The following is a 20,051-nucleotide window of genomic DNA, read 5'->3' on the forward strand; positions in this document are numbered from 1 at the left end:
TGGGGCAGAATGGAGGCGTGCCCTACCCGGTGCCGCCCTCGAGGCTCCTCCCCCCGCGCACGGCCAAGGAGGTACGGCGTTCGCGCCCCTTGCGCCTCTTGGAAGAGGCCCTAAGCCATAGCCCTGGGGCCGTCCTGGCCGCCGGGGCCGGCTTTGGCAAGACCACCCTGGCCACCGAGGTGCCAGGGGTCTACCTCTCCCTGGCGGAGGAGGCCCAGGACCCCGCCGTCTTCCTCTGGCACCTCCTGGCCGCCTACCGCTCCCGGGCCCCGCTGGCCCAGGTGGAGGAACTCCTGGAGGCCGGGGCCTGGCCCAGGGCCCTGGAGGCCCTCCTCCAAGGGCTCAAGCCCCTCGGTCCCCACTTCCTGGTCCTGGACGAGGCCCACCGGGCGGAAAGCCCGGGAACCCTCAAGGTCCTCACCGGCCTCCTCCGCCTCCCCCACCTCCGCCTCCTCGTTCTCTCCCGCCGCACCACCCCCTTCGCCTTCCTCACGGTCCTGGGGGAACGGGAGCTGGCCTTCGACCCCGAGGAGGCCTGCCAGCTGGCCAAGGCCCTGGCCCCCGAGCTGCCCGCCTTTGAGGTGGAGCGGGCCCTTTCCCTGGTGAAGGGCTGGCCCTTGGGCCTGCGGGTGGTCCTCCTGGCCATGCGCCGGGGGCTCAAGCCCGAGCTGGCCCTGGAAAGCGGCGAGGGCCTCCTGGCCTACCTGGCCCACAGCCTGCCCCTAGAGGTGCTGGAGGTGGCCTCGAGGCTGGCCCTCCTGGGCGAGGTGGCCGAGGACCAAGGGGAGGCCCTCCTCCCCTACGCGGAGGACCTCCTCCTGGAGCGCCGGGAGGGGCGGCTGGTCTTCCACCCCTTGGTGCGCAGCGCCCTCAAGGGGCGGCTAGCCGCTTCCGAGGCCCGGGTGCTCCTCACCCAGGCCGCCGAGGAGGCCCTGGCCCGGGGCGAGGGGGTGCGGGCGGCGGAGTACCTCCTGGAGGCGGGGCGGGTGGGGCATGCCGCCGACCTCCTCCTGCGGCAAGGAAGGGCCTGGCTGGAACGCGGGCTCACCTACACCGTCTTGCGCCTTCTCGGCCACCTGCCGGAGGAGGTGCGCCGGGGCCGGCGGGGCCTCCTCCTCCTCGAGGCCGAGGCCCTGCGCCAGGCGGGCCGCTACGGGGAGGCGGAAGCCGCCTACCGCAAGGCCCTGGAGGCCGGGGAGGAACGGGCTTACCTGGGGCTGGTGCGGCTTTTCCTGGACACGGTGGAGCCCGCCCGGGCCAAGCCCTACCTGGAGGAGGCCCTAAAGCGCTTCCCCCAGGAGGGGAAGCCCCTCCTGGCGGAAAACCTCCTCAACGAGGGCCGCGCCGCCGAGGCCGCGGCCTTGGGCCTGGAGGGCCCCCGGCTCCTCCTCCGCCAGGGACGGCCCCAGGAGGCCTTGGCCCTCCTCCGGGAGGCCAAGGACCCGGGCCTCCACCGCCCCCCCCAGAACCACCGGGAGGGAAGCCTGCTCCGGGCCCTTCTGGAGTGCGTGGCGGGGGATGCGGAGGAAGGGCTGCGCTGGGCGGAACGGGGACGCTTGGAAGCCGAAGCCCTGGGAAGCCCCTTCGGCGTGAGCCTGGCCGAGGCCCGGCGGGGGCACGCCCTTTTAGCCCTCGGGCGATGGAAGGAGGCAGAGGAAGCCTATCGTGGGGCCCTGGCCTTGGCCGAGGGCGGGCCCGCCCGGCTCCAGGTGGAGGCCTTAGGGGGGCTGGCCGCCTTGGGGGCCCCCGGCGCCTTCGCGGAGATGGTGCGGCTAGCCCGGACCGCAGGGGACCTCTGGGTAGAGGGGTTTCTCACCCTCATGGTGGCCACGGCCCGCCTGCGGCAGGGGGAGGGCTTTCCCCTGCCCGCCCTCCCCCCCTTGGACCCCTTCCTCCAGGCCTTGGCGGAGGCCTATCCCTTCGGCGACGGCTGGGAGGGGCTTTTGCAGCGCTACCCCTTCCTGGAGGGGCGCACCCTTTTCGCCCCTCCCCTACCCCGGGTGCGCCGGGCCCTTTGGCGGCTGGGCCGGCTTTCCCTCCCCTACCATCCCGGGGTGCGGGTGGAGGTAAGGGCCCTGGGGGGCTTCGCCGTCTGGGTGGAGGGCCGGCCCGTGCGCTTCCGCCGGGAAAAGGCCCGGCTCCTTTTGGCCCTCCTCTCCGCCCGGGACTGGGAAAAGGAGGACCTCCTGGAGGCCCTGGATGTCTCCCCAGGGGAGTTCCGGGTGCTCTGGTGGGAGGTGCTCAACGCCCTGGAGCCGGGCAGGCCCCGGGGGGCGGAAGCCTACTTCCTCCGGGTGCGGCCCTACGGCCTCCGCCTCGAGGCCCCAGAGCTCTACCTGGACCTCCTGGACCCCCAAGCCCCCTTCGCCCCCCCCTACCGCGGCCTGGACCACCCTGCCCTGGACGAACGGGCCCAGGCCTACACCGAAGCCCGCCGGCACGCCCTCCTGCAAAGCCCCCGCCCCCAGGACTGGCTGGAGGCCTTGCGCCTGGACCCCCTGGAGGAGGAGGCCTGGGCCCGCCTGCAGGGCACCCCCTGGGCCGAGGAGGCCTCGCGCCTGCGGCAGGCCGCCCTGAGGGAGTTGGGGCTCTGAGGCTTGGCCTTGGCCCAGGAGGCCCTAGGCAGCCGGCCCGGTCTTTGGGGGTAAAAAGGGCCCCGCCCGCGGAAGTAAGGGCGGGCGGTCCTGGAGCTGGCGGGCCCGGAGGGATTCGAACCCCCGACCTACCGCTTAGAAGGCGGCTGCTCTGTCCCCTGAGCTACGGGCCCATGGACGAAGCCGGGGTGGGCTTCCACCCCGGCCCTCTTGGAGCGGGAGACGGGACTCGAACCCGCGACCCTCGGCTTGGAAGGCCGATGCTCTACCAACTGAGCTACTCCCGCGTGGTCGGGGCGGCCCGATTTGAACGGGCGACCCCCTGCTCCCAAAGCAGGTGCGCTACCGGCCTGCGCTACGCCCCGGGGCCAACGGCCACCCCAGAGGCCACGATAACACCTGCTTTCCAGAGGGTCAAGGCGTGCTATAATGGTCCTATGCATTTAGGTCCCGTGGAAATCCTCCTCATCCTCCTGATCATCCTGCTCCTCTTTGGGGCCAAAAAACTCCCCGAGCTGGCCCGGGGCATCGGCCAGTCGGCGCGGGAGTTTAAGAAGGGGCTCCAGGAAGGCGAGGAGAAAAGGGAAGAGCCTAAGGCCTAGGAACCTGGCCGGCCACGGGCATCCCCCCGGGGGCGTACAGGCGGTAGCCCGTGGGGCGCACGTAGGTGGCAAGGGCCAGTCCGTAGCGGCAGGCCAAGGCCACCGCAGGAAGGGTAGCCCCGGTACGGCTGGCCAGGAGGACCGCCCCCATGCCGATGGCCTTGGCGGCCATTTCCTGGCTTACCCGGCCGGTGGTGGCCACCAGGACCGGGGGCATAATCCCCTCCAGGAGCATGAAACCGGCCAGGCGGTCCACGGCGTTGTGGCGGCCAATATCCTCGTTCAGGTAGAGGAGGTGGCCGGAGAGGTCAAAAAGGGCAGCCCCGTGGATGCCCCGGGTCCGGGCGTAGCGGGCGGTGCCCTGGCGGAGCCGGGCCAGGAGGACTAGGGGAAGCTCGGGGTCCAGGGGCACCTGGGGCAGGGGGGCCAGCCGGGGCTCCCCGTAGCGGAGGCCGGCGGCGCAGCCGCTATCCCGCACCCCTAGGCCCCGCTGGGGGGCCTCGGGTAGGTCCACCAGGACCATCCCCTCCCCCACCCGCAGCCGCACCCCCTGGGGATGGGAAAGCGCCCCGCTCAGGAAAAGGTGGCCCACGGCCAGGTAAGCCTCGTCCCCCGGGGTGTAGCTGAAGGCCGACCAGGGCTCCCCATTGACCACCAGGACCAGGCGCCCCTCCTCGGGCAAGGGGAAGTCCTCGGGGTAAAAACCTCCCCCCTGGTAGCGCCACATGCCCCCACCATAGCCCTCCGCCGGAGCAGAGGAAAGCCCCAGGGGCACAAACCCCTGGGGCAAGGGGGCCTTTTTGCGGTCTAGAGCCGGCGCAGGACCTCCTCCGCCTCCTTATAGCCCGGCCTGAGCTTCAGGGCCTCCTGGCACTGGTAGCGGGCCCCTTCCTTGTCCCCCAGCTTCTCGTTGGCCAGGCAAAGGTGGTAGCGGTACTCGGCCCTCTTGGGCTCGAGGCGCACCGCCACCGTGAGGCGGCTCTTGGCCTTTTGGAAATCCCCCAGGGCCAGATAGACCTGGCCCAGGTAGCCGTAGGCGGCGGGGAAGCGCAAGGGGGCCAGGGCCACGGCGTTCTCCAGGGCCACCCCCGCCTCCTTGACCCGGTTCAGGAGGAGGTAAGCCTGCCCCAGGGTGTACCAGCCCTCGGCCTCGAGGGGCTTCCGCTTATGCCCCTCCTCCAAGACCTTGGCCGCCTCCTCGGCCCGGCCCTTGAGGAGGAGGGCCGAGGCGTAGCGCACCCGTAGGTCCGCATCCGTGGGGGCAAGCTGCAGGGCCCGGGCGTACTGCTCCAAGGCCTCGTCCAGCCGCCCCGCGGCCAGGTAGAGCTCGGCCAAGGCGGCGCGCACCTCCGGGGTGTCCTGCAGGCCCAAGGCCTTCTTAAAGGCCTCCTCCGCCCTGTCCATCTGCCCCAGGAAGGCGTAGACCATGCCCCGCTGGGCGAAGAGGGGGGCGTACCTGGGGTTCACCCGCTCCGCATCCCGCAGGACGGTAAGGGCCTGCTCCAGGAAGGCCCTTCCCTTTTCCCGGTCCTCCGCCGCCCGGTAAAGGGCCACGTAAGCCTCGGAGAGGACCATGTAGCCCCCGATGTACCGGGGGTTGCGGGCCACCAGGCCCTTGGCGTTCTCCAGGGCCGGGTTGAGAAGGCCCACCTTGAGCTGGGCCCGGGCCAGCCAGTACAGGGCGTCCGGGTCCTGGGGCCTCTCCTTGACGGTGCGTTCAAAGAGCTCCAAGGCCGCCTCGTAGCGGCCTAGGGCGTACAGCTGCACCCCCAGCTTCAGGGTGTCCTGGGCCGTGGGGGCCGAAGGGGGGGGTGGGGTCTGGGCCAGGGTGGGAACCGCCAGCAAGCTCAAGGCCAAGAGAAACCAGCGCATATCCTTCCTCCTACAGCACGAACCGCGTGAGATCCGGCGAGGCGAAGACCGAAGCCAACCGCTGCTCCACATAGGCCCGGGTAATCTCCACCCGGCCCAGGTCCGTCTGGAAGCTCACCTCCTCCAGCACCCTTTCCAGCACCGTGGCCAGCCTCCGCGCCCCGATGTCCTCTAGCTCCTGGTTGGCCCTGTGGGCCGCCTCGGCGATGGCCCAAAGGGCGTCCTCATGGAAGAAAAGCTCGGTGCCGTCGGCCCTAAGGAGTTCGGTGTACTGGCGGATGAGGGAGTTCTCGGGCTCTTTGAGGATGCGGAAAAACTCCCCTGGGCCCAAGGGGGAGAGCTCCACCCGGATGGGAAAGCGGCCCTGGAGCTCGGGGATCAGGTCCGAAGGCTTGGCCACGTGGAAGGCCCCGGCGGCGATGAAGAGAACGTGCTCCGTGGAGATGGGACCGATGCGGGTGGAGACCACCGTGCCCTCCACGATGGGCAGGAGGTCCCGTTGCACCCCCTCCCCGGAGACGTCGGGACCCACGGTGCCTTCCCGGCGGGCCACCTTGTCGATCTCGTCAATAAAGACGATCCCCTCCTCCTGGGCGCGGCGCCGGGCCTCTTCCTTCAGCTCCTCCTTGTCAATGAGGCGCTCGGCGTGCTGGTTCTTCAGCACCTCCCGGGCCTCCTTCACCGTCATCCGCTTGCGCACGGGGCGCTTGGGGAGGAGGCCCTTGAGCATCTCCCCCATGCCGCCCATGCCCTCGCCGCCCAGAACCCCCATGAAGGGCAAGGAGAGCTCCTCCTCCACCTGCACCTCCACCGAGAGGCTATCCAGGCGGCCCGAGCGCACCTCGGCCAGGGAGGCCCGGAGGAGGGTGGCCAGCTCCTCCTCGGCCAAGGCCAAGGCCCTGGCCTCCACCTGCTTCTTCATCTCCTCCAGCACCAGCTGGTAGCTGGCCTCGGCCAGGTCGCGCACGATGCTGTCCACGTCCCGGCCCACATAGCCCACCTCGGTGAACTTGGTGGCCTCCACCTTCACGAAGGGGGCCCCCGCCAGACGGGCCAGGCGGCGGGCGATCTCCGTCTTGCCCACCCCCGTGGGGCCGATCATGAGGATGTTCTTGGGGGTAACCTCCCGGGCCACCTCTGGGGGGAGTTTTCTGCGGCGGTAGCGGTTCCTCAGGGCCACCGCCACCGCCTTCTTGGCCTCTTCCTGGCCCACGATGTGCTTGGAAAGCTCGCGGACGATCTCTGCCGGCGTGAGGTTCATGCTTCTCCCAGGGTGAGGACGGTGATCTGGCCCGAGGTGTACAGGTCCACCTCGGCGGCGATGCGCAGGGCCTCCTCGGCGATGGCCTTGGCGGAAAGGCCGGAGTGGCGGTAGAGGGCCTTGGCCGCCGCCAGGGCATAAGGCCCCCCAGAGCCCACCGCCAGGAGGGGTTCCTCGGGGGTGATGACCTCCCCGCTTCCCGAAAGCAGGACCAGGCTGTCCCGGTCAGCGGCGAGGATCATGGCCTGCAGGTGGCGCAACACCCGGTCGGTGCGCCAAAGCTTGGCGGTCTCCACCGCCCCCTTGAGCAGGTTGCCCTTGGCCTCCTTGAGCTTCTCCTCAAAGCGCTCCAAAAGGGCCAGGGCATCGGCCACGCCACCGGCGAAGCCCACCAGGACCCCCTCCCCCACCTCCAGCTTGCGCACCTTCACCGCCCCCCGCTTGAGGACGGTCTGGCCGAAGGTGACCTGGCCATCCCCCGCCAAGGCGGTCACGCCGTCCTTGCGCACGGCCAGGATGGTGGTTCCATGGATCTCCACGCCGCCAAGATACCGCCTAGGCATGAGAACGGCGTTAGCCTAAGAGGGGCCGCGCACACTCCTAGGGTGCAGGCTCCCCTAGACTGAAAGGGTGAAGGCCAAGACCCTAGGCGAGCTGCGCCGTACCTACCCCCTGGAAAGGCTACGGCGCACGGTGAAGGAGGAGGCCCGGGAGAACCTCCGGGAGAAGCTCCGCCGGGGGGAGCGGCTTTTCCCCGGCATCCACGGTTACGAGGACACGGTGATCCCCGCCTTGGTCCAGGCCATCCTGGCCAAGCAGAACTTCATCCTCCTGGGTACCCGGGGCCAGGCCAAAAGCCGGATCCTGCGCAGCCTGGTCAGCCTCCTGGACGAAGCCATCCCCGCCCTGCCCACGGAGCTGCGCGACAACCCCCTTTCCCCCATCTCCCCTGAGGGGAAGCGGCTTTTGGAGGAGGCAGGGGACGAGGCCCCCATCGTCTGGGTGGAGCGGGAGGAGCGGTACGTGGAGAAGCTGGCCACCCCCGACACCACCGTGGCCGACCTCCTGGGGGACATGGACCCCATCAAGGCGGCCCGGCGGGGCACGGGCATGGCGGACCTGGAGAGCATCCACTTTGGCCTCCTGCCGCGGGCCAACCGGGGGATCTTCGCCGTGAACGAGCTGGCCGACCTGGCCCCCAAGGTCCAGGTGGCCCTGTTCAACATCCTCGAGGAAGGCGATGTCCAGATCCGCGGCTACCCCATCAGGCTGCCCCTGGACGTCTGGCTGGTCTTCACCGCCAACCCCCAGGACTACACCGCCCGGGGCCGGATCGTGACCCCCCTGAAGGACCGCATCGGCAGCGAGATCCGCACCCACTACCCGAGGAGCCTGGAAGAGGGCTTGCGCATCAGCGCCCAGGAGGCCTACGTGCCCCAAGGGGTCCTGGTGCCCGAGTGGGTGCGGCTTTCCGTGGAGGCGGTGGCCTTCGCCGCCCGGGAGGACCGCCGGGTGGACCAGACCGCCGGGGTTTCCCAGCGCCTGGCCATCAGCCTCCTGGAGCTGGTGGCGGCCTCGGCGGAAAGGCGGGCCCTTCTCCAGGGCCTCCGCCCCGTGGCCCGGCCCCTGGACCTCTACGCCGGCCTCCCCGCCATCACCGGCAAGCTGGAGCTGGAGTACGAGGGGGAGCTGCAGGGGGCGGAGCGGGTGGCCAAGGAGGTGGTGCAACGGGCCTTCGGCCTGGTCCTCCCCCGCTACCGCCTGAGGACCGAGCCCATCGTGGCCCACTTTGAGGCGGGCAACCTCCTCACCCTGCCCGAGGCGGGCCCCCAAGAAGCCCTGGAGGCCATGGCCGAGGTGCCGGGGCTCCTGGAGGCCGCCCGCACCCTGGCGGGGAGCGAGGAGGCCGAGCTCCTCCTTTCGGCGGGGGAGTTCATCCTGGAAGGCCTGGTGGGGCGGCGCAAACTCTCCCGGGGGGAGGCCAGCTACCAGGCCGCGGACCGGAGCCGGAGCTACGGCAACTAGGAGGGAGGCGTGAAGGCCATCCGCTACGCCCGCTACGAAGGAGGCCTGGAGGAGCTCAGCCCCGAGGAGATCCTCTCCCTCCTGGAGGACTTCCTCCTGGACTCGGGCTTCTCCGACCCCTTCCAGCGCTACGATCCCGACCCCGAGCGCCAGCCAACCCTGGAAGACCTCTATGACGCCCTCCTCCAGGCCCTGTTGCGCAACGAGCTGGTACCCGAGGACTGGCTACGGGAGGCCCGCTTCGCCGAGCGCAAGGAGGAAACCCGGCTCTACCAGGCCATCCAGCAGATGATCCAGAAGCTTAGGGAGGCCGGCTACCTGCGCCTTCCCGAGGAAGACCCCACCCAGCCCGCCTCCGGCGGGTACCGGGGGGAGGCTGGGGAAGCCCGCCTGGAACTCACGGAAAAGGCCTCGGACTTCCTGGGCCTGAAAAGCCTGCGGGAGCTTCTGGGGGCCCTAGGGCGCAACGCCCCCGGCCTCCACCCCACCCCCCACCACGCCCCGGGGGTGGAGAAGACGGGGGAAACCCGGCCCTGGGCCTGGGGGGACCCTTTGGAGCTCAACGTGCCGGAAACCCTGAAGAAGGCCGCGGCCAAGGGGCTGGCCCACCTAAGCCACGAGGACCTGATCATCGATCTGGCCGAGTACACCGCCAGCATGAGCACCGTGGTCCTCCTGGACTGCTCCCACTCCATGATCCTCTACGGGGAGGACCGCTTCACCCCGGCCAAGAAGGTGGCCCTGGCCCTGGCCCACCTCATCCGCACCCAGTACCCGGGGGACCGGGTGCGCTTCGTCCTCTTCCACGACACCGCGGAGGAGATCCCCTTGGCCAAGCTGCCCCTGGCCCAGGTGGGCCCCTACCACACCAACACCAAGGCCGGGCTGGAGCTGGCCCGGACCCTGCTGCGCAAGATGGGGGGGGAGATGAAGCAGATCATCCTCATCACCGACGGCAAGCCCTCGGCCCTCACCCTGCCCAGCGGGGAGGTCTACAAAAACGCCTGGGGCCTGGACCCCCTCATCCTGGCGGAAACCCTCAAGGAGGCCACCCTGGCCCGGCGGGAGGGGATCCCCATCCACACCTTCATGCTGGCCCGGGAGCCGGAACTTCTGGCCTTCGTGAAGAAGCTTTCCCAGATCACCCGGGGAAAGGCCTACCTGACCCACCCCCGGAACATCGGCAAGTACCTCCTCCTGGACTTCCTCAACAAGAAGGTCCGGGCCAACTGAAGCCATGGGCAAGGCCCCCCCACCCAAGACCGCCCTGGCCCTTCGGCTGAGCCTCCTGCTGGAAAGGCTGCGCCACCCTAGGCTCCACCCCAAACCCCCGCCGGCCCTGGTACGGGCCCACCTCGAGGCCCACACCCCCTTGCGCCTGGACCTCCCCTACTACGCCGCCCAAGGGGAAAAGGGGTATACCCTGGTGCCCTGGGACCCCTACATGGCGGAGGCGGAGGAAACCCTGGCCGGGCTGTAGGGGCCGTGTGCGCCCGTCACCCCTGGCGGCCTCGAGGGGTGCAAGACTAAGGGCATGGCCAGCTGGACAGGGCCCAAGGCTTTCCTCACCGGCCTCCTCCTGGCCCTCCCCTGGGGCCTGGCCCAGGAATGGCGCCTCACCCGCAGCCAAAGCCTCACCGCAGGCGGGGCCCAGGCCTGGCGTTACACCCTTTCCCCCACGGGCAAGGAAGCCCAGGCCCTCTGGCGCGCCCTCGCCCAGGGGTACCAGGCCCAGCTGCGCTCGGGGTACCGGGTGGACCTGGGCGCCTGGCGGACCTATTTCCTCGGGGGGAGGCTTAGGGTAGAGCCCCACTGCCCCAGGGTCAACGCCGCCTGCTTTTCCTTCATCGCCCTTCCCTGGGACAAGGCCCGGCTGGACCGGTTCCTTTTGGAGCTCTCCGCCCTCCTGGACCAGGCCCTGGCCCAGGCGCGGCACACGGGGGGCGTGGTGGTGCTGACGCGGCTTTTCCGCCTGGAGCTTTCCAAGGGAAGCCCACCCCCTTACCCGGCCACGCCCTCGGGATGGCGGCCCTAGGGCTAGACTAGGGGCATGGCCTGGGTGCAGCGGCGGACAAGGCGGCAAGGCCCGGCCAGGAGGCCTGGGCATCCCCAAAGGGCATGGGCTTGGACGTGAGGGGGCTCCATCTGGGCCTGGTGGCCTACCCGGGCCTGGGGGGAAGCGGCATCGTGGCCACGGAGCTGGCGGACCGGCTGGCCAGGGCCGGCCACCGGGTCTACCTTTTCGCCACGGAAAGGCCCTTCCGCCTGCCCAAGGAGAGCCCCGTGGCCTTCGTGCCCGTGGACCTGCCCTTCTACCCCGTCTTCCCGGGGCCGCTTTACACCCTTTCCCTGGCGGGGGTACTGGAACGGGAAGCGCAAAGGCTGGGGCTGGACCTGGTCCACACCCACTACGCCATCCCCCACGCCGCCGCCGCCTACCTGGCCTTTGGGGAAGGCTTTCCCCTGGTCCATACCCTGCACGGCACCGACGTTTCCGTCCTGGGCATGGACCCGGCCTTCCACGGCCCCACCCGCCGGGCCCTCATGGCGGCCCGGGCCACCACCGCGGTGAGCCGGGCCCTGGCCCTGGAGGCGGAGCGGGCCTTTGGCATAAGGCCGCGGGTCATCCACAACGCCGTGGACCCCGAGCGGTTTCGCCCGCGGCCCGAACGCAAGCGGCTTTACGCCGAGGAAGGGGAGTGGCTTTTGGTCCACGCCTCCAACTTCCGCCCCATCAAGCGGGTGCCGGACCTGGTAAGGGCCTTCGCCAAGGTGCGGCGCCGGGTAAGGGCGCGGCTCCTCCTCCTGGGCAAGGGGCCCGAGGAGGCGGAGGTCCGCCGGGTAGCGGAGGAGCTAGGGGTCTCCCCCTACGTGGCCTTCCACCCCCCCACCCCCCACCCCGAGGCGGTCCTGGGGGCGGCGGACCTCTTCCTCCTGGCCTCGGAGGAGGAGTCCTTTGGCCAGGCGGCCCTCGAGGCCCTGGCCTGCGGGGTGCCGGTGGTGGCCACCGCGGTGGGCGGGGTGACGGAGCTGGTGCGGCCCGAGGTGGGGCGGCTGGTGGAGCTGGGGGACCTGGAGGGCTTGGCCGAGGCGGTGCTGGAGCTCCTCTATAGCCCCGAGCGGGAACGGATGCGGCGGCGGGCCCGGGAGTACGCGATAGCCGAGTACCACCCGGACAAGATCACCGCCCAGTACCTCCAGGTGTACGAGGAAGCCCTAGGCTAGGCCCGGGCCACCACCTCCTTCTTGGCCTTCCGGGTGGAGCGCTTGGCCTTCGGGTGGGCGGCGCGGGCCTCGAGGGCCCCCAACCCCCCCACCAAGGCCAGGTCCAGCACCTCGTCCAGCCCTTCCACGAAGTGGAAGGTCATGTTCTGGCGCAGGGGCTTGGGGATGTCGGAGAGGTCGGGCTCGTTGGCCTTGGGGAGGATCACCTCGCGGATGCCGGCCCGCCTGGCCCCCAGGACCTTCTCCTTGACCCCGCCAATGGGCAAGACCCGGCCCGTGAGGGTGATCTCCCCGGTCATGGCGATGTCGTGGCGCACGGGCACCCCCGTGAGGGCGGAGACCAGGGCGCTTACCAGGGCCACCCCGGCGGAAGGCCCCTCCTTGGGAATGGCCCCCGCGGGCACGTGGATGTGGATGTCCGAGGCCTCAAACCGCTCCAGGGGGATGCCGAAGCGCTCGGCGTTCCGCTTGGCGTAGGAGAGGGCCGCCCGGGCCGACTCCTTCATCACGTCCCCCAGCTGCCCGGTGAGGATCAGGTTGCCCTTGCCGGGCATGACGCTCACCTCCACGAACATGATGTCCCCCCCCACCGGGGTGTAGTACATCCCCGTGGCCACCCCCACCTGGGGCTCCCGGGCCTCGGTCTCGGGGAGGTGGCGGGGCGGGCCCAGGTAGCGCTCCAGGTCCTTTTCCGTGATACGCACCCGCTTCTTGCCCTCCTCCAGGATCTGCCGCGCCGCCTTGCGCAACAGGGCCCCGATCTCCCGCTCCAGCTGCCGCACCCCCGCCTCCCGGGTGTAGTGGGTGATGAGGCGCATCAAGGCGGCTTCCGTCACCACCACCTGCCCCTCGGCAAGGCCCGTTTCCCGCATCTGCCGGGGCAGGAGGTAGCGCTTGGCGATCTCCAGCTTCTCCTGCTCAATGTAGCTGGTGAACTCGATGGCCTCCATCCGGTCCCAGAGGGGGGCGGGGATGTTCTGGGGGAAGTTGGCGGTGCAGATGAACATCACCTCGGAAAGGTCAAAGGGCACCCCCAGGTAGTGGTCCACAAACTCCTTGTTCTGGGCGGGGTCCAAGACCTCCAGGAGGGCCGCGGCCGGATCCCCCTGGTAGGAGATGCCCAGCTTGTCCACCTCGTCCAGGAGGAAGACGGGGTTCTTGGTGCCCGCCTGCCGCAGGCCCTGGATGATGCGGCCCGGCATGGCCCCGATGTAGGTGCGGCGGTGGCCCCGGATGTCGGACTCGTCCCTCACCCCGCCTAAGGAGATGCGCACGTACTTGCGGCCCAAGGCCTCGGCGATGCTCTTGGCGATGGAGGTCTTCCCCACCCCCGGGGGCCCCACGAAGAGGAGGATGGGGCCCTTGTTCACCTCCTCGGGAGGGATCTCCCCCCGCTTGGCCCGCTCCACCTTGAGCTTGCGCACCGCCAGGAACTCCAAGACCCGGTCCTTCACCTTATCCAGGCCGTAGTGGTCCCGCTCCAGGATCTCCTTGGCCCGGGCCAGGTCCAGGTTATCCTCGGTGCGCCGGTTCCAGGGAAGGTGGACGATCCAGTCCAGGTAGGTGCGGATGACGCTGGCCTCGGCGGAATCGGGGTGCATGCGGGCGAAGCGGTTGAGTTCCCGCTCCACCTCCTGGCGCACCACCGGGGGGAGGTCCAGCTCCTCCACCTTTTTGCGGAACTCCTCCACCTCCTCCGCCCCTTCCTCCCCGTGGAGCTCCCGCTGGATGGCCTTCATCTGCTCCCGGAGGAAGTATTCCCGTTGGTTGCGGTCAATCTCCTCCTTGACCTGCTGCTGGATGCGGCGCTGGGTTTCCACCAGGTCCAGCTCCGCCTGCAACAGGACCAGGACCCGCCGCAGCCGCTCGGCCACGTCGGCGGTTTCCAGGATCCTCTGCTTGTCCTCCAGGCGGAAGTCCATGTGGAAGGCGATGTAGTCGGCCAGCTGGCTGGGGTCCTCGAGGTTCAGGATGAACTGGGAGGCCTCGGGGGCCAGGTACTTCCCCTCCTTCAGGAGGGCTTGGAACTTGTCCTTGACCTCCCGCACCAGGGCCTTGACCAAGGTGGCCTCCCCTGGCAGGTCGGCCACCACCTCCCCCTTGGCCTCGAGGTGGTCGTGAAGGTCCAGCCACTCCTTCACCCGCACCCGGGCGAAGGCTTGGACCAGCACCTGGACGGAGCCGTCCGGGTTTTTGCGCATCTTGAGGATGTTGCAGGCGGTGCCCACCTCGTAGAGGTCGGAGGGCTTGGGGACCTCCACCTCCTTGTCCCGCTGGCTGACGATGAGGAGCACCCGCTCCCGCGCCAGGGCCTCGTCGATGGCCCGGATGGAGATGGGCCGGCTGGCGTCGATGGGCATGACCATGGTGGGGTAAATGACCGACCCCCGCACAGGGCAGACGGGCAAGGTTTCCGGCAGCATGGTTTCCCTCCTTTCGCTTCTTTCGTCCATATCTAAGCCTACCTTTATCAAGTTTACTGCGAAATCTTGTTTAGCGCAAAGGCCTAGAGCCCGGGCGTATGCTAAGGGGCATGCGCCGCCTCTTGGTCCTCTGCCTGCTGGCCCTTTCCCTAGCCCTGGCCCAGAAGAGCGGAGGCGGCGTGGGGGGCCGGCCCTACACCCCAAGCCCGCCCCCCATGTCCCCCGGACCCGCCCCCACCCTGCCCCTTCCCGGGCCTGCCTATCCGGGACCGGTGGTGGTCTACCCCGGCCCTGGGGGAAGCTTGGGCATTTTACCCGTCCTGGTCTTCTTCGGTCTGGTCCTGGTGGGCTTTTGGATGGTGCGGGGCCTGCGCCAGGCCGGGGAAGGGCCTGGGGCGAGCGCAGCCCGGCTCCGCCTAGCCCTCCTGGTCCGGCCCGAGGCGCAACGGGCCTTGCGCCGCCTGGCGGAGGAGGCGGAAACCACCACCGCCAAGGGTCTGGCGGACCTGGTGGACGAGGCCGCCCTCCTCCTCCTGCGGGAGGAGCCCGCCTGGCGCTTTGCCGACTACCAGGTGGTCCAAGGGGGCGAGGAGGAGGTCCTGGGCCGCTTCGACGCCTGGATGCTGGAGGAGCGGAGCAAGCACCGGGAAACCTTCCGCCACTTTGAGGGGAGGAAGCGGGTGGAGGAGGGCTACCAGGCCCAGCCGGAGCCAGGGGGGCGCTACCTGGTGGCCAGCCTCCTCCTGGCCGAACGCCGCCCCCTCGCCCCCAAGGGGCCCCTGACGCGGGCTGGGGTGCGGGAGGCCCTGTTGGACCTGGCGGGGAGCAGCCCCTTTAGCCTGCTCGCCGCCTATCTCTCCTGGACCCCGGAGCGAGAGGGGGAGGCCCTAACGGAGGAGGAACTCCTCCTCCTCTACCCAGGCCTTTCCAAGCTTTAAAAGCCCAGGGAGGAGGCGGCTTCCTTCAGGATCTCGGCGCTTCGCCTTAGGGCCTGGCGCTCCCCTTCGTCCAGGCTGGGGTAGACGGTGGCCTCCACCCCTTCCGCCCCCAGGATCCGCGGCAGGGAAAGGGCCACCTCCCCCACCCCCTCCACCCCAGGGGTGAAGACGCTCACGGTATAAACCCCCTTCTCGTCGGTGAGGATGGCCCGCACCAGCCGGGCCAGGCCGGCCCCGATGCCGTAGTAGGTGGCCCCCTTGCCGGCGATGATGCGGTAAGCCGCCCGGCGCACCCCCTCATCGATGCGCCGCAGGTCCTCTGGGGTAAGGGGGGTCCCCCGGGCCTCGGCGAAGGCCAGCAGGGGCACGCCCCCCACCTGGGCCCCCGAGAAGAGAAGGACCTCCGAATCCCCGTGCTCCCCCACCACGTAGGCGTGCACCGACTGGGGGGCCACCCGCAGGTGCTCGGCCAGGAGGGCGCGGAAGCGGGCGGTGTCCAGGATGGTACCCGAGCCCACCACCCGACCCGGGGGCAGGCCGGAAAGGCGGTAGGCCACCTGGGTCATCACGTCCACGGGGTTGGTGGCCACCAGCAAAATGGCCTCGGGGGCCACCTGGAGCACCCGGGGCACGATCTGGGCAAAGACCTGGGCGTTGCGGTCCAAGAGCTGGAGCCGGGTCTCCCCGGGCCGCTGGGCCACCCCGGCCGCCAGGACCACCACCCGGGCCCCCGCCAGCTCGGGGTAGCCCCCCGCCCGCACCCACACGGGGTGGGCGAAGGGGGTGGCGTGGAGGATGTCCTCGGCGTGGGCCCGGGCCAGGCTCTCGTCCAGGTCCACCAGCACCACCTCCCGCACCGCCCCCGTGAGGGCCATGGCGTAGGCGGCGGCGCTGCCCACAAAACCTGAGCCCACGATGCCGACCTTCATGGGTAGAGTATACCCGTGGTTCGCGTGGGCCGACGCACCCTCACCTTCATCCCGCCCCCGGAGGCGGTGGCCCTGGTGGGCGATTTCACCGACTGGGAGCGGAATCCCCTTCCCCTTACGGGCCCCCTTACCCTGGAGTTCCCCGAGGGGGCCTATGTGGAGTACGCCTTCCTGGACCGGGAGGGAAGGCCCTTTCCCGACCCCGACAACCCCGAACTGGCGGATAACCCCTGGTGGACCTATCCCCGGGCCGTGCGCCTCCCGGGGTTCCGCTACGAAGCCCCTCCCGAGCCCCAGGCGGAGCCCCGGGTGGAGCGGCACCGCCTGGGGGAGCGGCGCTTTTACGTGGCCCATACGGGGGAAAAGCCCAAGGCCACGGTGGTGGCCCAGGACGGGGTGGCCTTCTACCGCACCGCGGGCCTGCACAAGGTGGCCCAGGCCCTGCTGGAGGCGGGGGAGATCCCCCCTGTGCGCTTGGTCTTCGTGGAGCCCCTGGAGCGGAACCGGGAGTACCGCTTTTCCGAGGCCTATGAGGCCGAGTTCCACCGGGTGCTGGAGGCGGTGGAGGGGGCCTATGGGCCCCTAGGGGAGGTGGTCCTGGTGGGGGCCTCCTTGGGGGGGCTTTTCTCCTTGTGGCAGGCCTGGCGGCACCCCGGACGGTTCGCCAAGGTCCTGGCCCTCTCCCCCGCCCTCAAGGCCCACCCCGGAGGGCAGGACGCCTACCGGGACCAGGAGTGGCTCCTTCAGCGCTACGCCGAGGCCGAGGTCCTGCCCCGGGTCTACCTGGAGGTGGGCCTTCTGGAGTGGCTCCTAGGGCCAAACCGCCGCTTCGCCGCCCTTCTCGCCGACCGCAAGGCCCCCCACGCCTACCGGGAAAGGCCCTCGGGGCACAACTGGGTGACCTGGAAGCAGGCCCTGGCCCCAGGGCTTCGCTACCTGTTGGGGGAGGCGTGAGCGAGGGGGTGCTGGTCTCCTTTCCGTGGCGGCCCTCGAGGCCCTCCTCTCCGGGGACAACGCCATGGTCCTGGCGGTGATGGTCCGCCCCTTGCCCCCAGCCTTGCGGCGCAAGGCCCTCCTCTACGGGGTGTTGGGGGCCTACCTCCTCCGGGGCCTGGCCCTCCTTTTCGCCGTCTACCTGGTCCCGCTCTGGTGGGTCCAGGTCCTGGGGGGGCTTTACCTCCTCTACCTGATGCGCCAGCACTTCCGGGACCAGGGGGCCAAGGCCCCACCCAGGGCCCAGGCCCATGGGTTCTGGCGGGTGGTCCTTCTCCTCAACCTGGTGGACCTGGCCTTCGCCGTGGACTCCATCCTGGCGGTGGTGGCCTTCTCCCAGGAGTTCCTCTGGGTCTTCCTCGGGGTCGCCCTGGGCGTCCTCTTCATCCGCCTCCTGGCGGGCTCGGTGGTGGCCTGGATGGAGGGCCACCCCGGACTGGAACGGGTGGCCTACGCCCTGGTGGGCTGGGCGGGGCTCAAGCTCCTCCTGGAAGGGGAAAACGCCCTGGCCCACCTCCTCCACCGGGCTGACCTGGCCTTCCACCTGCCCAAGCCCCTCTTTTGGGCGGGGACCCTCCTCATCCTCGTGGGAGGCGGCTTCCTCGCCTTGCGCAGGCATGCCTAGGGACTGGGACGCCTTCTACCGCAGGGCCCCTACGCCGGGGCCTCCCGCCTTCGTGGTGCGGGCCTTTGGCCCCTTTCTGCCCCCAGGGAGGGTGCTGGACCTGGCGGGAGGGCTTGGGCGCAACGCCCGCTACTTCCGGGAGCGGGGCCACCTGGTGGTGCTGGTGGAGCGGAGCCGGGAGGCCCTGCGCCAGCTCGCCGGCACCCCGGGCCTCACCCTCCTGGAGGCCGACCTCGAGGCCCCAGGGGCCCTGGCCCACCTCCCCCCGGGCCCCTTTGCCGGGATCGTCCTGAGCTACTACGTGAACCGCCCCCTCCTCCAGGCCCTCCCGCCCCTCCTGGCCCCCGGGGGGCTCCTGCTGGTGGAAGGGTTTAGCCGCCGGGAGGCCGAGAGGCGGGGCCGGCCGGAAAGCCCCTTTTACTGGGAGCCATGGGAACTCCTCACCCCTCCCTTGGGCCTGGCCCTCCGGGCCTTCGGGGAGGGGTGGATGGAGGGCTACCGGGCCTTCGCCGTCTACGGCAAGCCCTAGGCCTTGAGGGAGCGGGCCACCAGCTCGGCCAGGTCCAGCACCTCCGGGGGGGCTTGGTCCTGGGCCACCTCCACGTTCATCATGGCCATGCAGAAGGGGCAACCCGTGGCGATCACCTCGGCCCCAGTGGCCTTCAGCTCCCGGTAACGGTTCTCGGAAACCCGCATGGCCCCGGGTTCCTCCTCCTTCCAGAACTGGGCCCCACCCGCCCCGCAGCAGAAGCTTCCCTCCCGGTTCCGCGGGGGCTCGGCCAGCTTCAGGCCCACCCCCTTCAGCACCTCCCGGGGGGCCTCGTAGACGCCGTTATGCCGGCCCAGGTAGCAGGGATCGTGGAAGACCACCTTGCGGGTCTCCTCCGAAACCCTTAGCCGGCCCGTGCGCAGGAGCTCGGCGATGAACTCCGAGTGGTGCACCACCCGGTAGGACCCGCCGAAGGCCTGGTACTCGTTGCCCAGGGTGTGGAAGCAGTGGGGGCAGGTGGTGACGATGGTCTTGGGGGCCACCCCGTTCAGGGTTTCCACGTTTTCCGTGGCCAGCTGGAAGAACAGGTACTCGTTCCCCGCACGCCGGGCGGCATCCCCGGTGCACTTCTCCCGCCTGCCCAGCACCGCCCAGTCCACCCCGGCGGCGTTCAGGATCTCCACCATGCTCCGGGCGATCCTCTGGGCCCGGGGGTCGTAGCTGGGGGCGCAGCCCACCCAGTAGAGGACCTCGGGGTGGGGCTTCTCCTCCACCGTGGGCACGGCCAGCCCCTCGGCCCAGTCCAGGCGCTTGTCCTGGCCGATGCCCCAGGGGTTGCCGGAGCGCTCCATGCCGCGGAAGGCGTTGTTCAGCTCCTGGGGGAACTCCCCTTCCATGAGCACCTTGGCCCGGCGCACGTCCAGGATGTGGAGCATCTGCTCGTTGCCCACGGGGCAGACCTCCACGCAGGCCATGCAGGTGGTGCAGGCCCAAAGGGCCTCCTCGTTGAGGGCGAAGTCCATGAGGGGCCTGGGGCTTTCCGCCCCGCCGGCAAAGGCGGGAAGGATATCGTTCAGCTCGTAGCGCTCGGAGATGAGGATGGCCGCGGGGGAAAGGGCCTTGCCCGTGGTGTAGGCCGGGCAGACCTCCTGGCAGCGGTTGCACATGATACAGGCGTAGGCATCCAAAAGCCGTTTCCAGGAAAGGTCTTCCAGCTTCTCCGCCCCGAATTTCTCCTCCTCCTTCTCGAGGTCCAGGGGCAGGAGCGCCCCGGGCTTTTCGCTGCGGAAGGCCAGGTTGATGGGCCCCATCAGGAGGTGGATGTGCTTGGAGCGGGGGAAGTAGGGCAGGAAGAGGAGGATGGAGCCCAAGGCACCCCACCAGAAGAAGTGCTCCAGGAAGACCAGGGTCCCCGGGGAAGCCCCGGCCAAGGCCCCGGCCAGCAGGCTGGCCACGGGCTGGAAGGGATCCGGCTCGGTCTGGGCCAGGTGGGCGGACTTGGAGAGGAGGCGGCTGCCCACGTGGAAGGTGATGAAGGCCCCCACGATGGCCGAGTCCCGGGGAATGCCCTGGCGGACCCGCTCGTGCAGGGGCACCTTGGGGTTCCAGGTGAAGTCGTGGGGGGCGGCCAGGTAACGGCGCACCATCAGGCCCAGGATCCCCACCAGGATGGCCGCGGTGAGGAGATCCGCCACCAGATTGTAAGGGTTCCAAAGCCCCCCTCGGGCGTGCAGGGGGAAGAAGCCCTCCAGGAGGTCCACCAGGTTGACCAGGAGGTAGTAGACGAAGCCGTAAAACACGAAGGCGTGCAGGAGGGAAACCAAGGGCCTGCGCTTGAAGACGGTCTTCTGGGTCAGGGTGAGCCAGATGGCCCGGCCTATCCGCTCCGGCAAGCGGTCAAAGCGGTCCTCGGGCCGGCCGCGGCGGATGGCCAAGTAGACGCGGCGGAAGCCGGTGTAGGCGAAGTAAAGGCTTCCCGCCATGAGCAGGATGAAGAGGATTTTTTCCGGTAGGGTCAGCATGGATGCGCCCTCCTTATACTCGGTAAAAGTTTACCCCACTTCCCCACCCAAGC

At 69.9% G+C, this 20,051-nt stretch carries 18 protein-coding genes and 3 tRNA genes; 11 read left to right on the forward strand and 10 right to left on the reverse strand.

The features are described from left to right. Positions 1-17 precede the first annotated feature (17 nt). Complete coding sequence (locus tag TCCBUS3UF1_RS11805; RefSeq protein ID WP_014515764.1) at positions 18-2,594, forward strand: tetratricopeptide repeat protein; 2,577 nt, start codon at positions 18-20, stop codon at positions 2,592-2,594. Positions 2,595-2,691: 97 nt separating this feature from the next. Here TCCBUS3UF1_RS11805 and TCCBUS3UF1_RS06730 read toward each other — a convergent pair. From TCCBUS3UF1_RS06730 to TCCBUS3UF1_RS06740, 3 genes are all read right to left on the reverse strand, one after another. Then, a tRNA-Arg gene (locus TCCBUS3UF1_RS06730) sits at positions 2,692-2,767 on the reverse strand. A gap of 38 nt (positions 2,768-2,805) precedes the next feature. After that, a tRNA-Gly gene (locus TCCBUS3UF1_RS06735) sits at positions 2,806-2,881 on the reverse strand. A 1-nt stretch (position 2,882) separates the two neighbouring features. Beyond that, positions 2,883-2,959 (reverse strand) — tRNA-Pro (locus TCCBUS3UF1_RS06740). Positions 2,960-3,031: 72 nt separating this feature from the next. Here TCCBUS3UF1_RS06740 and tatA point away from each other — a divergent pair. Continuing rightward, complete coding sequence (gene tatA, locus TCCBUS3UF1_RS06745; RefSeq protein ID WP_041433809.1) at positions 3,032-3,196, forward strand: twin-arginine translocase TatA/TatE family subunit; 165 nt, start codon at positions 3,032-3,034, stop codon at positions 3,194-3,196. Here tatA and TCCBUS3UF1_RS06750 read toward each other — a convergent pair. The 4 genes from TCCBUS3UF1_RS06750 to hslV all read right to left on the reverse strand — a co-directional run bounded on the left by TCCBUS3UF1_RS06750 (position 3,186) and on the right by hslV (position 6,892). After that, positions 3,186-3,923: a formate dehydrogenase accessory sulfurtransferase FdhD gene (locus tag TCCBUS3UF1_RS06750; protein WP_041433810.1), complete on the reverse strand. Its 738-nt coding sequence runs from the start codon at positions 3,921-3,923 to the stop codon at positions 3,186-3,188. The genes tatA and TCCBUS3UF1_RS06750 overlap by 11 nt on opposite strands. Before the next feature lie 80 nt (positions 3,924-4,003). Then, entirely contained in the window at positions 4,004-5,068 is a 1,065-nt protein-coding gene (locus tag TCCBUS3UF1_RS06755) for a tetratricopeptide repeat protein (RefSeq protein WP_014515767.1), read from the reverse strand. Between the two features lie 10 nt (positions 5,069-5,078). Further along, on the reverse strand, positions 5,079-6,329 hold the full coding sequence (locus TCCBUS3UF1_RS06760) for an ATP-dependent protease ATPase subunit HslU (protein ID WP_014515768.1): 1,251 nt from the start codon (positions 6,327-6,329) through the stop codon (positions 5,079-5,081). After that, on the reverse strand, positions 6,326-6,892 hold the full coding sequence (gene hslV / locus TCCBUS3UF1_RS06765; protein ID WP_155983274.1) for an ATP-dependent protease subunit HslV: 567 nt from the start codon (positions 6,890-6,892) through the stop codon (positions 6,326-6,328). Before hslV ends, TCCBUS3UF1_RS06760 begins: the two co-directional genes overlap by 4 nt. 67 nt (positions 6,893-6,959) lie before the next feature. Between hslV and TCCBUS3UF1_RS06770 the strand changes: the two genes are divergently transcribed. The 5 genes from TCCBUS3UF1_RS06770 to bshA all read left to right on the forward strand — a co-directional run bounded on the left by TCCBUS3UF1_RS06770 (position 6,960) and on the right by bshA (position 11,579). Then, positions 6,960-8,354 (forward strand): sigma 54-interacting transcriptional regulator, encoded by a 1,395-nt coding sequence (locus TCCBUS3UF1_RS06770; protein WP_014515770.1) that lies wholly within the window; start codon positions 6,960-6,962, stop codon positions 8,352-8,354. Between the two features lie 9 nt (positions 8,355-8,363). Continuing rightward, positions 8,364-9,587 carry a VWA domain-containing protein gene (locus TCCBUS3UF1_RS06775; protein WP_014515771.1) on the forward strand — a complete coding sequence of 408 codons (1,224 nt, stop codon included), beginning with the start codon at positions 8,364-8,366 and terminating at the stop codon, positions 9,585-9,587. A gap of 4 nt (positions 9,588-9,591) precedes the next feature. Further along, positions 9,592-9,834, forward strand: a complete 243-nt coding sequence (locus tag TCCBUS3UF1_RS06780; RefSeq protein WP_014515772.1) for a hypothetical protein — start codon at positions 9,592-9,594, stop codon at positions 9,832-9,834. Between the two features lie 54 nt (positions 9,835-9,888). Then, entirely contained in the window at positions 9,889-10,389 is a 501-nt protein-coding gene (locus TCCBUS3UF1_RS06785; protein WP_014515773.1) for a hypothetical protein, read from the forward strand. Between the two features lie 83 nt (positions 10,390-10,472). Beyond that, positions 10,473-11,579 carry an N-acetyl-alpha-D-glucosaminyl L-malate synthase BshA gene (bshA, locus tag TCCBUS3UF1_RS06790; protein WP_014515774.1) on the forward strand — a complete coding sequence of 369 codons (1,107 nt, stop codon included), beginning with the start codon at positions 10,473-10,475 and terminating at the stop codon, positions 11,577-11,579. Here bshA and lon read toward each other — a convergent pair. Beyond that, positions 11,576-14,002, reverse strand: coding sequence for an endopeptidase La (gene lon, locus TCCBUS3UF1_RS06795; RefSeq protein WP_041433995.1), 2,427 nt, complete (start codon positions 14,000-14,002; stop codon positions 11,576-11,578). The two genes, bshA and lon, sit on opposite strands and share 4 nt — an antisense overlap. Before the next feature lie 98 nt (positions 14,003-14,100). Between lon and TCCBUS3UF1_RS06800 the strand changes: the two genes are divergently transcribed. Then, positions 14,101-14,940, forward strand: a complete 840-nt coding sequence (locus tag TCCBUS3UF1_RS06800; RefSeq protein WP_014515776.1) for a DUF1517 domain-containing protein — start codon at positions 14,101-14,103, stop codon at positions 14,938-14,940. Here TCCBUS3UF1_RS06800 and TCCBUS3UF1_RS06805 read toward each other — a convergent pair. Then, positions 14,937-15,869 (reverse strand): L-lactate dehydrogenase, encoded by a 933-nt coding sequence (locus TCCBUS3UF1_RS06805; protein ID WP_041433811.1) that lies wholly within the window; start codon positions 15,867-15,869, stop codon positions 14,937-14,939. The two genes, TCCBUS3UF1_RS06800 and TCCBUS3UF1_RS06805, sit on opposite strands and share 4 nt — an antisense overlap. A gap of 15 nt (positions 15,870-15,884) precedes the next feature. On the opposite strand from TCCBUS3UF1_RS06805, the gene TCCBUS3UF1_RS06810 reads away from it, so the two are divergent. The 3 genes from TCCBUS3UF1_RS06810 (at position 15,885) to TCCBUS3UF1_RS06820 (ending at position 18,016) form a co-directional block, all read left to right on the forward strand. After that, on the forward strand, positions 15,885-16,823 hold the full coding sequence (locus tag TCCBUS3UF1_RS06810) for an alpha/beta hydrolase-fold protein (protein WP_041433812.1): 939 nt from the start codon (positions 15,885-15,887) through the stop codon (positions 16,821-16,823). Between the two features lie 64 nt (positions 16,824-16,887). Then, positions 16,888-17,487 (forward strand): hypothetical protein, encoded by a 600-nt coding sequence (locus TCCBUS3UF1_RS06815; protein ID WP_231291438.1) that lies wholly within the window; start codon positions 16,888-16,890, stop codon positions 17,485-17,487. Next, positions 17,480-18,016, forward strand: a complete 537-nt coding sequence (locus tag TCCBUS3UF1_RS06820) for a bifunctional 2-polyprenyl-6-hydroxyphenol methylase/3-demethylubiquinol 3-O-methyltransferase UbiG (RefSeq protein WP_014515780.1) — start codon at positions 17,480-17,482, stop codon at positions 18,014-18,016. The genes TCCBUS3UF1_RS06815 and TCCBUS3UF1_RS06820 overlap by 8 nt, the downstream gene beginning before the upstream one ends. Here the strand turns inward: TCCBUS3UF1_RS06820 and TCCBUS3UF1_RS06825 are convergent. After that, positions 18,013-19,998 (reverse strand): (Fe-S)-binding protein, encoded by a 1,986-nt coding sequence (locus tag TCCBUS3UF1_RS06825; protein WP_014515781.1) that lies wholly within the window; start codon positions 19,996-19,998, stop codon positions 18,013-18,015. The genes TCCBUS3UF1_RS06820 and TCCBUS3UF1_RS06825 overlap by 4 nt on opposite strands. Positions 19,999-20,051: the final 53 nt, after the last annotated feature.

Origin of the sequence: Thermus sp. CCB_US3_UF1 (assembly GCF_000236585.1) — a bacterium.
Lineage (GTDB): Bacteria > Deinococcota > Deinococci > Deinococcales > Thermaceae > Thermus.

Bases quoted from the DNA above. Each gene is read 5' to 3' on its own strand.
- TCCBUS3UF1_RS06815 (WP_231291438.1), top strand. From the start codon at position 16,888: ATGGTCCTGGCGGTGATGGTCCGCCCCTTGCCCCCAGCCTTGCGGCGC.
- TCCBUS3UF1_RS06760 (WP_014515768.1), bottom strand. From the start codon at position 6,329: ATGAACCTCACGCCGGCAGAGATCGTCCGCGAGCTTTCCAAGCACATC.
- TCCBUS3UF1_RS06820 (WP_014515780.1), top strand. From the start codon at position 17,480: ATGCCTAGGGACTGGGACGCCTTCTACCGCAGGGCCCCTACGCCGGGG.
- TCCBUS3UF1_RS06755 (WP_014515767.1), bottom strand. From the start codon at position 5,068: ATGCGCTGGTTTCTCTTGGCCTTGAGCTTGCTGGCGGTTCCCACCCTG.
- lon (WP_041433995.1), bottom strand. From the start codon at position 14,002: ATGCTGCCGGAAACCTTGCCCGTCTGCCCTGTGCGGGGGTCGGTCATT.
- TCCBUS3UF1_RS06800 (WP_014515776.1), top strand. From the start codon at position 14,101: ATGCTAAGGGGCATGCGCCGCCTCTTGGTCCTCTGCCTGCTGGCCCTT.
- hslV (WP_155983274.1), bottom strand. From the start codon at position 6,892: ATGCCTAGGCGGTATCTTGGCGGCGTGGAGATCCATGGAACCACCATC.
- tatA (WP_041433809.1), top strand. From the start codon at position 3,032: ATGCATTTAGGTCCCGTGGAAATCCTCCTCATCCTCCTGATCATCCTG.
- TCCBUS3UF1_RS06780 (WP_014515772.1), top strand. From the start codon at position 9,592: ATGGGCAAGGCCCCCCCACCCAAGACCGCCCTGGCCCTTCGGCTGAGC.
- TCCBUS3UF1_RS06785 (WP_014515773.1), top strand. From the start codon at position 9,889: ATGGCCAGCTGGACAGGGCCCAAGGCTTTCCTCACCGGCCTCCTCCTG.
- TCCBUS3UF1_RS06825 (WP_014515781.1), bottom strand. From the start codon at position 19,998: ATGCTGACCCTACCGGAAAAAATCCTCTTCATCCTGCTCATGGCGGGA.
- TCCBUS3UF1_RS06750 (WP_041433810.1), bottom strand. From the start codon at position 3,923: ATGTGGCGCTACCAGGGGGGAGGTTTTTACCCCGAGGACTTCCCCTTG.
- bshA (WP_014515774.1), top strand. From the start codon at position 10,473: ATGGGCTTGGACGTGAGGGGGCTCCATCTGGGCCTGGTGGCCTACCCG.
- TCCBUS3UF1_RS06805 (WP_041433811.1), bottom strand. From the start codon at position 15,869: ATGAAGGTCGGCATCGTGGGCTCAGGTTTTGTGGGCAGCGCCGCCGCC.